This is a genomic window from Flagellimonas rhodophyticola (genome assembly GCF_049332665.1).
GTDB lineage: Bacteria > Bacteroidota > Bacteroidia > Flavobacteriales > Flavobacteriaceae > Flagellimonas.
The window spans coordinates 3596332-3609814 of record NZ_CP186326.1 but is presented as its reverse complement, the minus strand read 5'-3'; the positions used below and the strand labels follow the sequence as shown (position 1 = coordinate 3609814).

Genomic DNA, 13483 nt, shown 5'->3' with positions numbered 1-13483 from the left:
GAGCCTTTTTAGGCTCCTTTTTTTATGCTTACCGTTCATAATGTCAAATATACCACTGGTCATAATCCTCTTTCCCTACGCGTGTTAGCAGTGTATTTTTGGTGTATAAATATCAAAAGACGGTTACGATGATAACTTTAGCCAAATTACTGATCACATTACTTATCAGCATTCTTGTTTAAGAATTAGCAGTTTAAAAACCATACAGATGAAAAAACTAAATAAAACACAGAAGTTTATTTTTATTATTGGAGTCCTATTGACCACTTTTGCTCTTTTAGGTAAATGGAACAACTGGGATATTGACTTTTTTCCATTCTTTTACACAGGCTCGACCTTTATGTGGATAGCATTTTTAAAACCCGAAAAAAGCTGTTGCACTGACTTGAAAAAGAAAAGAATAGACGCAAATCCCTAAATTCACTTCTTCCAACAAAAACTATTTTTGGATAATTGACGATTTGACGAATGGATCTTAGTAGAAAAAAAAACAACTATTCTTTTTGGATACTCCAATTTTTAGGTTGGGGATTTATCAATTGCCTCTCCATTTTTATAATGAGAAAAATAAGCACTGAGCTTATTGTCTACTCCATAATTTTTGGAATTTTAATCGGTGTCTTTTCCACTTCGATATTAAGGTGGTATCTAAAACGAAACATAAGTTTTGAGGCTTTTGGGATAAAGGAGTTGACGAAAATAGTTGTGTCGCTCTTGATTACCTGTATCATTTTTGGCGGATTGAATTTCATGTTTGGGTATGTATACGCCAAATACGGACCAGGTCTTACCGAGGAAGAAATTCAAATGTTTAAAATGTACGATGGGGTGTTTATACATATCATCAACTCGCTGTTTATAGTAGGAGCGTGGACAATTACCTATTTGGTCATTAAGCTGCTCCTGAAACTTAATCGAGACCGAATTGAACGACTTGAATTGAGCACCAATCTAAAACAAGCACAATTAAATACCCTTAAGGGCCAGATAAATCCACACTTTATGTTCAACAGCTTGAATAATATCAGAGGGTTGATGTTGGAAGATGTGGAAAAATCAAGGGATATGTTGACCAAACTTTCGGAGATTTTGAGGTATTCACTTACCAAGAATAATGTGAATTCCATCTCATTACAAGAAGAGTTGGAAATTGTGGACAATTATATTGACCTGTCAAAAATTCAATTCGAAGACCGTTTGGAGTTTATAAAGGACATTGATCAAAGTGTATTGCAACTTCAAATTCCACCGATGATCATTCAGTTGCTAGTAGAAAATGCCACCAAGCACGGAATTTCGAACTTAAAAGATGGAGGTAGAATTGTTTTGGAGGCAAAACAGGAGGATAGACTCATAAAAATTAAAGTAAAGAATACAGGAAGGCTAAGAATTCAAAAAAACACCACCCAATTAGGGCTTAAAAATATTAAGCAAAGGTTAAAGTTGCTATATGCGGATAAAGCATCATTCAGTTTGCAAGAAATTGATGGTGAAGTAGTGGCGGATATTAAAATACCATTGGAATGAAAATTAGGACGGTTATTGTAGAAGATTCCAGGTTGGCCCGCAATGAGCTTAAAGAACTCATTAAAAAACACGATGAGATTGAGCTTGTAGGTGAGGCGGAAAATGTGGACATGGGGTTTGAGCTTATTAAAAAGCAAACCCCAGATTTAATTTTCTTGGACATCAATATGCCCGAAAAGGATGGTTTTGAATTACTGGAAATGTTGGACAATGTGCCAATAACTGTATTTACAACTGCATTTGATGAGTATGCGATAAAATCCTTTGAATACAATGCTTTGGATTATCTACTGAAGCCTATAAATGAAAAGCGCTTTGCCATGGCTTTGGATAAGGTTAAAGCAAGGTTGGACGAAAAGCAAGAAGAGGAGAACTCATCAAAACTATCGGAAACAAGCCAAATCTTTATAAAAGATGGGGAAGCGTGCTGGTTGGTTAAGATTGGTGAAATCTCCCATTTTGAGATTGTAGGAAACTATACCCGGGTATTTTTTAAAGATAAAAAACCCATGTTGTACAAATCGCTTAACCAAATTGAAGAAAAATTACCTAATCAGTGTTTTTTCAGAGCTAACCGTCAACAGATAGTCAATACCAATTACATCAATCAAGTGGTACCATGGTTCAATGGTAAACTAAAACTCCAAATGAAAAATGGAGAGGAAATTGAAGTTTCTCGAAGACAATCCTACATCTTCAAGGATAAAATGAGCTTATAATCAAAAAACGAATGTTGTAGAAACAAAAAAGGCCTTCTTAAAGAAGGCCTTTTTATCATATTTAAGCTCGTAAAATCTCTTTGTACCGGTCCTTATAGCCCATAAGAACAACGATGTTTAAAACAATAAGTATTAGAGCGCCCATAATGCCTTCGGGAGCCAATGTAGCATGAAACAATACTGCATTAACCGATACACTCATAAGGATAACGGCCATCAAAGCGCCATACTTGTTCAAAATAAAGGCAAGACCTGCTAAAATCTCAATAATCCCTACAATCTCTAGAAGATGAGTGGGGCCAACACCAACAAAATAATTTGTGGCGGCTTCAGGCATTTCCCCAAATGGGATAAACCCAAAGAATTTGTTTAAGCCAAAGGTAAGAACGAACAAACCTAAAAGGATGCGCGCCACCATAGAAACTTTTGAATTCATAAAGTTGAATTTTTAGTGGTTAAGCAATAAAATTAACTAAAATTTATGAATTCGATAATTTTATAGGGGTATCACTTCTATTTTGAAAATAATCACAAGGATTTCAATAGTCCGCCGTCAATAGGAATATTGGTGCCAGTGATGTACGCTGCCTGTTGTGAAGCCAAAAATGAGACCAAATATCCATATTCGGCCGGGTCACCAATACGTTGCATAGGCACTTGTGCTTCCATTGCAGAACGAACCTCTTTGGGAGTTACACCCATTTTTTCAGCCTTTTTGATATTCAGTTGGGCAATACGGTCGGTATCAAAATATCCGGTAAGGATATTGTTTACGGTGATACCATCTTTGGCTACATCAATGGCTAGACTTTTGGCCCAAGTTACTACCGCTGCCCTTATAGAATTGGATAGTGCCAAATAGTTGAGAGGTTCCTTCACGGAAATTGAGGCCACATTTATGATTCTGCCCCATTGATTTTTTTGCATGTTTTTTAGCGCCAACTCCGTTGTAAACACAACTGATTTAAAAATCAGGTCAAAGGCGTTCTGATAATCGGCCACCTTTTTTTCCAATGCTCCCCCAGCTTCCGGACCTTGGGTGTTGTTGATGAGAATATCGACATCATTTTCAGCAAAAAATAAACTGAGTTTTGTACTGAAAACTTCAAAATCCGAGAAATCAACAATCAGATATTGATGCTTTTGTCCGGGTTCCACCGGCAATTCTGACACAATTGTTTTCAGGCGCTCTTCATTTCTGGCCATCAGGGTCACATTGGCTCCACTTTCAGCAAGCTGTCTAGCTATGGCTTCTCCAATACCTTTGCTACTTCCCCCGACAAGGGCATTTTTTCCTAAAAAAGATATCTTCATACTACTTATATTCTTCCCTTACGGGACTAAAAATATCCATAAGTCGGCATGCGGTCAATGCTTTTCCGCCATGCGGAACATTTGAAGGAATTAGTACAACATCCCCAGGGCCATGAATATTGGTGCTCCCACCAACAGTGAACTCAAATTTACCTTCCACAACATGCATGATTTGTTCATGAACATGATGATGTTCAGGCACCTGTGCGCCTTTTTCCACATCCCAAAAAACCCAACTCATTTTTTCTCCATGGACGAGTTTGCCGTGGTAGCCGGGTATAATTTCTTTGCTAGGAATATCTTCTAAATTCATATTAATAGATACTTGTTTGATTTTATTTCTGGTCAATTTTTTTCGTTACGCTGTCGTAGTATTCCCTCGTGACTTTTTCAGTCCAAATAGTTGGGGAGTTTCCGTAAATGGCGAGATAGGATACCTTGCTGTCCTTGGATGATGTATGCCAATGTTCCGTGTCTTTTTGGCATTGAATAACATCTCCCTTTTTTATAATTATCGGATCTTTTCCTCTCTCTTGATAATATCCTTTTCCTTCCAACACAATCAATACTTGGGGAGTACTATGTTTATGCCAATCTAAAGTTGAATTTGGACTAAATGTCGCTTGAGTAATATTGTAGTCCAGTCCATCCTCTTCCTGAAGTAAGAAGTTTAGCCATGCTTCTCCTAAATGATGTGTATTCGGAGCTTTAACTCCTTCTTCTAAGAATGATTTGATTGGATAATCAGCATTCTGAGCGGATATAGTGGAAGACAGAGAAAGTAATAAACAACATACAAAATGTCTCATAGTGGTTAATTTTAAACCAAGTTAGCAATTAATAAGATTATATCTTAGTTTGTATTGGCATTGTCAATGTCTATTTTTGATCGATAAATCGAAGCGATGAAAATCCATTTTATTGCCATTGGCGGAAGCGCTATGCACAATTTGGCACTGGCCCTGGAACATAAGGGGTACAGGGTTACAGGGAGTGATGATGTTATTTTTGAACCATCCAAAGGCCGCTTGGAAAAAAAAGGTTTACTGCCCGAGGAATTTGGCTGGTTTCCAGAAAAAATCACAACGGACTTAGATGCGGTGATTTTGGGAATGCACGCCAAACAGGATAATCCAGAGTTGCTAAGGGCGCAAGAGTTGGAGTTAAAAATATACTCTTATCCTGAGTTTCTATTCGAACAATCCAAATACAAGACAAGGGTCGTGATTGGTGGAAGTCATGGCAAGACCACTATCACCTCGATGATTCTTCATGTGTTGGACTATCATGATATTTCCGTGGATTATATGGTGGGAGCGCAGTTAGAGGGTTTTGACCGTATGGTACATCTTACTGAAGAAAATGATTTTATCGTTTTGGAAGGCGATGAATATTTGTCGTCACCCATCGATAGAAGGCCTAAATTTCATTTGTATCAACCCAATATAGCACTGCTGAGCGGGATTGCTTGGGACCACATCAACGTGTTTCCAACATTTGAAAATTATGTGGAACAGTTCCAAATTTTTGTTGATGGAATTGTTAGAGGAGGTTCAATAACTTACAATGAAGAGGATATAGCGGTGAAAACAGTGGTAGAGCGTTCTGAGAATTCAATTCGAAAATTTCCTTACACGACACCATCTTATCGCGTGGAGAATGGTGTCACTTTATTAGATACTCCTGAAGGAGAAATGCCCATTGAAATATTTGGACAGCATAACCTCAATAATTTGGCGGGTGCTAAATGGATTTGTCAAAATATGGGTGTGGACGAGGATGATTTTTATGAAGCCATTGGCTCATTCAAAGGAGCATCAAAACGCTTAGAAAAAATCGCTGAAAACACAGAAAAAGTTGCTTTTAAAGATTTTGCACATTCTCCCAGTAAAGTTAAGGCAACTACCGGGGCTGTTAAAGAACAATACCCCAATAGAAAATTGATAGCCTGTTTGGAGTTGCATACCTATAGCAGTTTAAACGCGGAATTCCTAAAGGAATATGAAGGTGCCTTGGATGCAGCTGATGAAGCAGTGGTTTTCTATTCCCCCAATGCGGTTAAGATTAAACAACTGGCAGAAGTAACGGAGCATCAAATTTCCGAAGCATTAAAAAGAGATGATGTTCAAATTTTTACCGACCCCGGAGCCTTTCAAGAATACCTTTTTGCCAAGAATTTCGACAACTCTACATTGCTGTTGATGAGTTCTGGAAATTATGGGGGATTGGATTTTGAAAAGGTCAAAACACTTTTCTTGTAAGATGCCCTAAGGGGCAATTTGTCAGTCGATTGCATGGTGGAACGGTAATTGACTCCTATTTCAGGTGAAATCGCCTATCCTTTTTTTTATGCAAACCTTGCCGAAAAGACTTCGACGACTTACTTCTATTCTGCTAGCTGCTTTTATGCTTGGCATTTCCAACGTTGTTTTGGAAGAAGATAGAATGATAAATGATTCCCGCCCTAAAATTGAACGTCAAGAAATTCAAGATGAGGATGAGACTCGTTGAGTAAGGAAATCAAACACCGAATTGTCGTAAGTGATGGTCTAAATGCTTGTACTGCATTTTACCCCATTGTTCGGGAGTAAAATGATCAAAAGCTGGATGTGGATCCCATTCCTTTTTACTCTTTTCTTGATGAAAATCGTTTACAGCAGTAATTAGTTTTTCTTTTTCCGTTATAAATTCTCTTTTATCCACGACCTTAAATGGTTTGGCCGTAGGCATATTGGGTTTCCACACAGAATCGTTATACAGACCTTTCTTGAAACTTTTAAAAATTAGTTTCATAATTGGGTTTGGCTTTTTCATTTCATATCTTCCCAATGCCAAATTCAATGGAAATTGACAATGAAGAAGCATTTGGCCAACCTCCATTTTACCCCATAACCCTTTTGAAGATTCGTTCAACGTATTGATGCGACTCAAAATTTCAGAATGAGACTCGGTTTCAAAGAGTGATTTCATTTGAGATGATTTCTGTAATAAATTACATAAAATAATCTTATATATTTAGACTATGCAAGAGAAAATCGCATCCTTTTCCATTAAGCATTGGGCAGATGACGACAAGCCCAGAGAGAAATTGGTGCAAAAGGGGCGTTCCGTGCTTTCGGATGCCGAACTGGTAGCCATTTTAATAGGCTCTGGCAATAAAAGGGAGAGTGCTGTAGAACTTTCTAAACGTATTTTGGCATCGGTCAACCATAATTTAAATGAGCTAGGGAAACTTTCGGTGAATCAACTCAAACAATTTAAAGGTATTGGCGAAGCCAAAGCGGTTTCGATAGCTGCAGCTTTAGAGGTAGGTAGAAGGAGAAGAGGAGATGATGCAGAAAAAATATACAGAATATCGAGTAGTAAAGACGCTTTTGAACTGCTATATCCGTTAATGGGAGAATTGGAGCACGAAGAATTTTGGATTGTTTATTTGAACAATTCCAATAAGATTATACACAAATCGCAATTGAGCAAAGGGGGTATCACTGGTACTCTTGTGGATGTGCGATTGGTGCTGAAACAAGCTTTGGACTTGGGAGCAGTTGGTATCCTGTTGGCGCATAACCACCCTTCAGGAACCATAAAACCGAGCGCAGCCGATAAACAAATCACAAGAAAATTGCAAAAAGCCGGGGAAGCCTTAGATATTAAAGTATTAGATCACTTAATATTGACACAGCACAACTATCTGAGTTTTGCAGATAAGGGAATACTTTAGTAGATATGTTATTGATATACACACATAAAATCACAAATCGGTTGACCTATACCACCAGGCAACTTTTTGATAGGATATTGGGGATTGAGGTAACATTCACCACTAAGGTTGAAGACTTTATTAAACATTCAGGACCAAAAATCACTTATTCAAAGCAGCCCTTGCAGAATGAATTTTTTATTCGCAGCAATGATCTACTTTTTGAGCAAGGAATAAATGATTTGGAGATAAAAGTATCCGTATGGGATGGGGTACCCTGTTTTTTTTCATGCGGTGAACGCAGTGCAATTCCTTATGACATATTTTCGGCCAGTTTTTTTCTGTTGAGTCGCTATGAGGAGTACCTGCCCCATGTTAAAGATAGTGTTGGTAGGTTTCCTGCCAAGGAAAGTATAGCCTATCAAAATGGGTTTTTACAACAACCTGTTATTGATATGTGGGCTCAAAGGTTATTGTTGGCTCTAAAAGAGCGTTTTCCGGATATTCAAACCAAAAAGAGGACGTATTCCTTTACCTCTATAATCAATGTAACCACCTCTCATTGCTATGCTCTAAGAGGATTTACAAGAAGTTTAGGTGGGTTTTTGCTTGATCTTGGAAAGTTTAAACTGAAATCGATGGTAAAACGATTTTCAGTCTTTTTGGGGATTAAAAAGGACCCTTATAACAATTTTTATGAGTTGATTGAAATCCACAAAAAGTTTCCCATAAAAACCATGTTCTTTTTTCAATTGGCCAAATATTCGGCGCATGACAAAAATGTTTCAGCCAATAATAACAAATTTCGCTACCTAATAAAATCGGTGGCGGATTATAGTGAGGTTTCTTTGAGCACTTCGTTTTTGTCCTCAACAGATAAAAAGGTTTTGAAAGAAGAGAAGAGGACTTTGGCCGATTTGATCAATAGACCTGTTACCTTTTCTCGATTGAGGTACAACCGTGTTAATGTCCCAAGCACCTATAGAAATTTAATAGAAACAGAGTTTACAGACGATTTTTCTATGGGATATACTCATGAAATAGGTTTTAGGGCAGGCACTTGCACCCCTTTTTATTTTTATGACATCAACATGGAAGTGCGCCAACCATTGAAAGTACATCCGTTTGCAATTCATGACTATGCCCTTGTTAATTATGAGCGAAAAGATGAAATTTTTGAAATCATGGATCAGGTGTACAGGCAAGTCAAACAAGTAAAGGGAGATTTGATTGCTGTTTTTTCCAACGAATTACTAGGAAGTGAGCATAAAATCAATTGGTTCGAACTTTATCAAGCCTTTTTAAAGCGGTACTATGTATAGTGATATTACCGACATTTTTTTTGACTTAGATCATACCTTATGGGACTTTGAAAAAAATTCGGCCCTCACATTTCAAAAAATTTTAAAAGAGAAAGAACTGAAGGTGAAACTGGATGACTTTCTAAGTACGTATATTCCGATTAACCTGGAATTTTGGAAGTTGTATCGAGAAGATAGAATAAGCAAATCAGAATTACGCTATATGAGGCTTAAAAAAACCTTTGACAAAATAGATGTTCCCGTTTCAGATGCATTGATTAATGGGTTAGCGGATGATTATATTGAACATTTGTCTTCTTTCACCCATCTTTTTCCACACACCCAAGATGTTTTGGAATACCTGTCACCCCATTACAATCTGCATATTATTACAAATGGATTCCAGGAGATTCAAGAGAAAAAACTAAAGGGTTCTAAAATCCATCATTATTTTGACCATGTAATAAACTCTGAAACAGCGGGTGTCAAAAAACCACATCCATATATTTTTGAATTGGCTTTGAAAAAAGCTGATGTTGCTCCAAAAAAAGCATTGATGATCGGGGATAGCCTTGAGGCAGACATTATTGGAGCCCAATCCGCAGGGTTGCACGCTCTGCACTTTAATGCGCACAAAGAACCTGTTCACGATATATGCAAAATGATTGATAGTCTTATTGAAATAAAAAGCATTTTATAAAGTTATAATAGGGCATAGCCAGCCTCAATTGTTATACTAGAAATGCTTTTTAACCTATGAGAAGACTATTTTTTCCACCTCTGCTGGCGGTAATTGCCCTTTTTCTTATTTTTTCATGCGCTGAAAAACAGGATTTTAACCAATTTGACGATTTAGAAGTCACTCCAACCGTTGCTTCGAGCATATTCTACCTTGAATCCGAAGAACAGCACATAAATGCAGTTGGAAACTTTACTGATTTTTATTCCCAGATTGTCAATTTTGAAGCTTTTAACGAAGAGTTTGTGGCGGAACGCTTATTGGAAGGGACAATCACCTATGAAATTGAAAATACGACAAGTAAAGACCTTAACATAACCATTGAATTTTTGGATGCCGAAGGGAATGTGCTGGATGCCCAAGTATTTGATGTAGACCAAGCTCCGGCACCCTTATTTTCACTCGAAGTGTTCTATGGTCCGGGCGGTAAAAATATTGAAATTCTGACTACAACTTCGGGACTCAGGATAAGTGCAAGCAATCTTGGCGACTCAGCAAGTGTTTCTTCATTGCCAGACCCCAAATTGATTTTACGGTCCGCCGCAGAATTTACATTCAGATTACAATGAGAATTCCGCGTAGCATACTTTGGGCCATTTTGTTTATGGGCATGTTCTTACAGGCCCAAAACAAGCAATTGCTATATGATTTTTATGAGATTCCGCAATCATTGTTGGTAAACCCTGGAGTCAAGACCTTTCAGAAATGGCATATTGGAGTTCCTGTATTGTCAGGATTGTCTTTTCAGGTTGGAACAAGCGGCGTCACGGTAAATGACCTGTTTGCGGATGATGGTATCGATTTCACTACTAAAGTTAGGGAGAGGCTGATAGACGGAATGAGCAGAAAGGATGACTTCAGTACAACAAGTCAGATTGATGGAATTAATATTGGCTTTAGAGGGAAGAACAGACCAGATGATTATTATAGCTTTGGAATGTACGGAGAGACCGATATTATTGTGTATTGGCCAAAAGATTTAGCCATTTTGGCGTTTGAAGGTAATGGCGGCAACAATATAGGTAGGAGTTTTGACCTCAGTGATCTTAGCTTGCGTGGGGAAATGGTCAATGTGACTCACTTTGGGGTGAACAGAAAGGTTAGCAATACATTAACCGTGGGAGCTAGAGCGAAGATTTATTCAAGTATATTCCAGTTTCAAACCATTCAGAACTCGGGGTCTTTTAGGACAACTCAGGGGCAGGACAATATCTATTCAACCAGTATCACGGCCGATATGCAGCTCCAAACATCCGGTGTGGAAGGCATAATAGATATTTTGGAAGAGGATACAGGAACAACACAAAGGGATTTGACCAAATTATTCATGAAAAGAGTGCTTTTCGGAGGTAATTTAGGGCTTGGATTTGATGCAGGGTTTACATATCAATTAAATCCTCAAACCACAATAACGGGAAGTATGTTGGATCTTGGATTTATATATAATTCCAAGGATATTAAAAACTACACGGTAAGAGGAAGTGCGAACAACGAAGGAATAACAGTCTTTTTACCAGAGGATATACCAGACCTGAACAATAACCTTTGGGAAGATCTGGTTGATGAGTTGGAGGAGGCCTTGCCTTATGAGGAAAACGATGAGGGTTACATTTCCTTTAGACCATTAAAAGTTTATGGTTCCATACGATATAATTTTGGCGAAGGAGGTGTTTTTGATGAGAACTGTGGTTGCGGAGTCAATGCCCAAGGAGGCCAAAATGACGCGTTCTACAGAAATAGCCTTGGAGGACAGTTATTTTTTATGAAACGTCCGCGTGGCGTTCAAGCGGCGGTAACAGGCTTTTTTCAAAAGAGATTGGGCAGGGGATTTTCATTTAAAACCACATATACTGCTGATAAATACTCATTGACCAATATAGGGTTAGGCCTAAATCTTCAACTGGGGCCTATTAACTTTTACATGTTGGGAGATAATCTATTGGGTTACCGAAATATTGCTGACAGCCACTACGCTTCTTTACAATTCGGATTTAATATTATATCTTGGAACGATAATTGATTTGTCACATTATATGAAACTGAGAATATTAATATTAGCTGTATTTACAGTAAGTCTAAGCATGTCGATGAGTGCACAATTGAATAAATATAAGTACATAATTGTGCCTAAGCAATTTGATGCTTACAAAGTCCCAAACCGACATCAAACCAGCACCATGGTTAAGCATCTTTTGATACAAAATGGTTTTAATGCTGTTTATGATGATGCCCTTCCGGGAGACTTAGCAAATAACAGATGTTTAGGATTGATTGCTGATCTTGAGGATAATTCCTCACTTTTCGCAACCAAAACGGTGCTTGTCCTTAAAGATTGCCAATTGAACGAAGTCTTTCGTACTATTGAAGGCCATAGTAAGGTGAAAGATTATAAAAGTGCCTATAAAGAAGTCCTAAACGAATGTTTTATCTCGTTCCAGGGGATGGATTATGTCTACACACCTTCGAAGGAACAGGAAAAGAAAACCGAAAAAGAGCAACCTATTACTGTTAGTTTTAAGAACGATGTAAAGCAGTTGCCAGAAAAACCGGAAGAAGAAGTTGTAATTCAAGAGACCACTCCTGAAAATCAAACCTATAAAAGTGTCAAACCAGAAGAATCATCTTACGTAAAGGGGTCGACTAGCGAAAAACCTATTCAAAAAGGTATTTTGTATGCACAACCCACAGAGAATGGATATCAGCTTGTTGATAGTACTCCCAAAGTAGTCATGAAATTGATGAAAACCTCCGTAGATGAAATCTTTTTGGTAAACCATGATGGTAAAAATGGCATGCTAACCAAACAAGATGGAAAATGGATTTTGGAGTATGCAGATGGAGACGGAAAAACAAAAGAATTGAATATTAAGTTCTAAAACCGGTATTTATCCTTCCAGCGTTTTTCAAGAAATTCCTTAATGGCTTTTTCCCTTGGATTCTTTCCGGGTTTATAAAAAGTTGTTCCTGAAATTTCATCTGGTAAAAACTCAAATTCCACAAAGTTATTCTTGTGGTCATGAGCATAATCATACCCTTTGCCATATCCTATGTCCTTCATCAATTTGGTTGGAGCATTTCTAATCGCCAACGGAACAGATAAATCACCCGTTTCTTGTACCTTTTGCTGCGCACTTTTTATAGCCATATAACTAGCATTACTTTTTGCGGAACTGGCTAAATAGGTAGCACATTGACTTAAAATAATCCGAGCTTCTGGATACCCGATGGTATTTACTGCTTGAAATGCTGAGTTTGCCAACACAAGTGCCGTAGGGTTTGCATTTCCAATATCCTCAGATGCCAGTATCACCATTCTGCGGGCAATGAACTTTACGTCCTCACCACCTTCTATCATCCGGGCCAGCCAATATACTGAAGCATTGGGGTCACTTCCCCTAATAGACTTAATAAAGGCGGAAATAATATCATAATGCTGTTCACCCGTCTTATCATATAGTACGGTGTTCTTTTGCACTTTTTGAAGCACTAGGTCATTGGTAATTGTAACCTTTTCTCCCGTCTCAGAGTTAACAATGAGTTCAAAAATGTTCAAAAGTTTACGTCCATCACCGCCAGAAAGCCTGAGCAGGGCTTCGATTTCCTTTAGCGTTATCTTTTTGGACTTTAGAATAGGATCTGTTTTCATGGCCCTATTCAGCAGCGATTCTAAATCTTCTTTTTCAAACGGATTTAAAATATAGACCTGGCATCTAGATAAAAGCGCAGGAATCACCTCAAAACTTGGGTTTTCAGTGGTAGCTCCAATCAAGGTGACCCAGCCTTTTTCGACCGCACCCAGCAACGAATCTTGCTGTGACTTACTGAATCGATGAATTTCGTCAATAAACAGAATTGGATTTTTTGAAGTAAATAGACCACCGGCCTGCTTGGCCTTGTTTATAACTTCCCTTACATCCTTAACACCACTACTAATAGCGCTTAATGTATAAAAAGGTCTTTGACTTTCGTTGGCAATAATGTTGGCCAAGGTAGTTTTTCCGGTTCCAGGTGGACCCCACAATATCAAAGAGGGGATTATGCCATTCTTAATTTGATGGGTTAATGATCCATTTTCGCCCACCAAATGATGTTGACTTATATAATCTTCTAAAGTTTTTGGACGTATCCGCTCCGCCAAGGGTTCATTCATGCTGATAAAAATAAGATAATTTTATAGGAGCCA

At 38.0% G+C, this 13483-nt stretch carries 17 protein-coding genes; 11 read left to right on the top strand and 6 right to left on the bottom strand.

Going from position 1 to position 13483, the window contains the following annotated elements; genetic code table 11:
• Nucleotides 1-208 precede the first annotated feature (208 nt).
• The 3 genes from ACOKFG_RS16305 (at nucleotide 209) to ACOKFG_RS16295 (ending at nucleotide 2246) form a co-directional block, all read left to right on the top strand.
• Complete coding sequence (locus tag ACOKFG_RS16305) at nucleotides 209-418, top strand: hypothetical protein (protein WP_298791519.1); 210 nt, start codon at nucleotides 209-211, stop codon at nucleotides 416-418.
• A gap of 140 nt (nucleotides 419-558) precedes the next feature.
• A complete protein-coding gene (locus ACOKFG_RS16300) occupies nucleotides 559-1527 on the top strand; it encodes a sensor histidine kinase (RefSeq protein ID WP_422861614.1) in 969 nt (322 codons plus the stop codon).
• Nucleotides 1524-2246, top strand: a complete 723-nt coding sequence (locus ACOKFG_RS16295; protein WP_299175605.1) for a LytR/AlgR family response regulator transcription factor — start codon at nucleotides 1524-1526, stop codon at nucleotides 2244-2246. The genes ACOKFG_RS16300 and ACOKFG_RS16295 overlap by 4 nt, the downstream gene beginning before the upstream one ends.
• 61 nt (nucleotides 2247-2307) lie before the next feature.
• Here ACOKFG_RS16295 and ACOKFG_RS16290 read toward each other — a convergent pair whose 3' ends face one another.
• The 4 genes from ACOKFG_RS16290 to ACOKFG_RS16275 form a co-directional block, all read right to left on the bottom strand.
• On the bottom strand, nucleotides 2308-2682 hold the full coding sequence (locus ACOKFG_RS16290) for a DoxX family membrane protein (RefSeq protein ID WP_299175603.1): 375 nt from the start codon (nucleotides 2680-2682) through the stop codon (nucleotides 2308-2310).
• A gap of 92 nt (nucleotides 2683-2774) precedes the next feature.
• Nucleotides 2775-3560: an SDR family oxidoreductase gene (locus ACOKFG_RS16285; RefSeq protein ID WP_422861613.1), complete on the bottom strand. Its 786-nt coding sequence runs from the start codon at nucleotides 3558-3560 to the stop codon at nucleotides 2775-2777.
• A gap of 1 nt (nucleotide 3561) precedes the next feature.
• Nucleotides 3562-3873 carry a cupin domain-containing protein gene (locus ACOKFG_RS16280; protein WP_422861612.1) on the bottom strand — a complete coding sequence of 104 codons (312 nt, stop codon included), beginning with the start codon at nucleotides 3871-3873 and terminating at the stop codon, nucleotides 3562-3564.
• 22 nt (nucleotides 3874-3895) lie between these two features.
• On the bottom strand, nucleotides 3896-4369 hold the full coding sequence (locus ACOKFG_RS16275) for a cupin domain-containing protein (protein ID WP_422861611.1): 474 nt from the start codon (nucleotides 4367-4369) through the stop codon (nucleotides 3896-3898).
• A 96-nt stretch (nucleotides 4370-4465) separates the two neighbouring features.
• Here ACOKFG_RS16275 and ACOKFG_RS16270 point away from each other — a divergent pair, with 96 nt between their 5' ends.
• Together ACOKFG_RS16270 and ACOKFG_RS16265 are read left to right on the top strand one after the other, a co-directional pair.
• Nucleotides 4466-5821 (top strand): UDP-N-acetylmuramate--L-alanine ligase, encoded by a 1356-nt coding sequence (locus ACOKFG_RS16270; RefSeq protein ID WP_422861610.1) that lies wholly within the window; start codon nucleotides 4466-4468, stop codon nucleotides 5819-5821.
• Between the two features lie 88 nt (nucleotides 5822-5909).
• On the top strand, nucleotides 5910-6071 hold the full coding sequence (locus ACOKFG_RS16265; RefSeq protein ID WP_299486412.1) for a hypothetical protein: 162 nt from the start codon (nucleotides 5910-5912) through the stop codon (nucleotides 6069-6071).
• A gap of 9 nt (nucleotides 6072-6080) precedes the next feature.
• Here ACOKFG_RS16265 and ACOKFG_RS16260 read toward each other — a convergent pair whose 3' ends face one another.
• Complete coding sequence (locus ACOKFG_RS16260; RefSeq protein WP_299486410.1) at nucleotides 6081-6530, bottom strand: DUF1569 domain-containing protein; 450 nt, start codon at nucleotides 6528-6530, stop codon at nucleotides 6081-6083.
• Between the two features lie 52 nt (nucleotides 6531-6582).
• Between ACOKFG_RS16260 and radC the strand changes: the two genes are divergently transcribed.
• The 6 genes from radC (at nucleotide 6583) to ACOKFG_RS16230 (ending at nucleotide 12176) form a co-directional block, all read left to right on the top strand.
• Entirely contained in the window at nucleotides 6583-7281 is a 699-nt protein-coding gene (radC, locus tag ACOKFG_RS16255) for a RadC family protein (RefSeq protein WP_298791499.1), read from the top strand.
• 5 nt (nucleotides 7282-7286) lie between these two features.
• A complete protein-coding gene (locus tag ACOKFG_RS16250; RefSeq protein WP_422861609.1) occupies nucleotides 7287-8582 on the top strand; it encodes a polysaccharide deacetylase family protein in 1296 nt (431 codons plus the stop codon).
• A complete protein-coding gene (locus tag ACOKFG_RS16245; RefSeq protein WP_299486406.1) occupies nucleotides 8575-9261 on the top strand; it encodes a YjjG family noncanonical pyrimidine nucleotidase in 687 nt (228 codons plus the stop codon). Before ACOKFG_RS16250 ends, ACOKFG_RS16245 begins: the two co-directional genes overlap by 8 nt.
• Before the next feature lie 56 nt (nucleotides 9262-9317).
• Nucleotides 9318-9869 carry a hypothetical protein gene (locus tag ACOKFG_RS16240; RefSeq protein WP_299486404.1) on the top strand — a complete coding sequence of 184 codons (552 nt, stop codon included), beginning with the start codon at nucleotides 9318-9320 and terminating at the stop codon, nucleotides 9867-9869.
• Complete coding sequence (locus ACOKFG_RS16235; protein ID WP_298791491.1) at nucleotides 9866-11320, top strand: DUF5723 family protein; 1455 nt, start codon at nucleotides 9866-9868, stop codon at nucleotides 11318-11320. Before ACOKFG_RS16240 ends, ACOKFG_RS16235 begins: the two co-directional genes overlap by 4 nt.
• Before the next feature lie 157 nt (nucleotides 11321-11477).
• Entirely contained in the window at nucleotides 11478-12176 is a 699-nt protein-coding gene (locus tag ACOKFG_RS16230) for a hypothetical protein (RefSeq protein WP_298791489.1), read from the top strand.
• Here ACOKFG_RS16230 and ACOKFG_RS16225 read toward each other — a convergent pair.
• Complete coding sequence (locus ACOKFG_RS16225) at nucleotides 12173-13450, bottom strand: replication-associated recombination protein A (protein ID WP_298791487.1); 1278 nt, start codon at nucleotides 13448-13450, stop codon at nucleotides 12173-12175. The genes ACOKFG_RS16230 and ACOKFG_RS16225 overlap by 4 nt on opposite strands.
• Nucleotides 13451-13483: the final 33 nt, after the last annotated feature.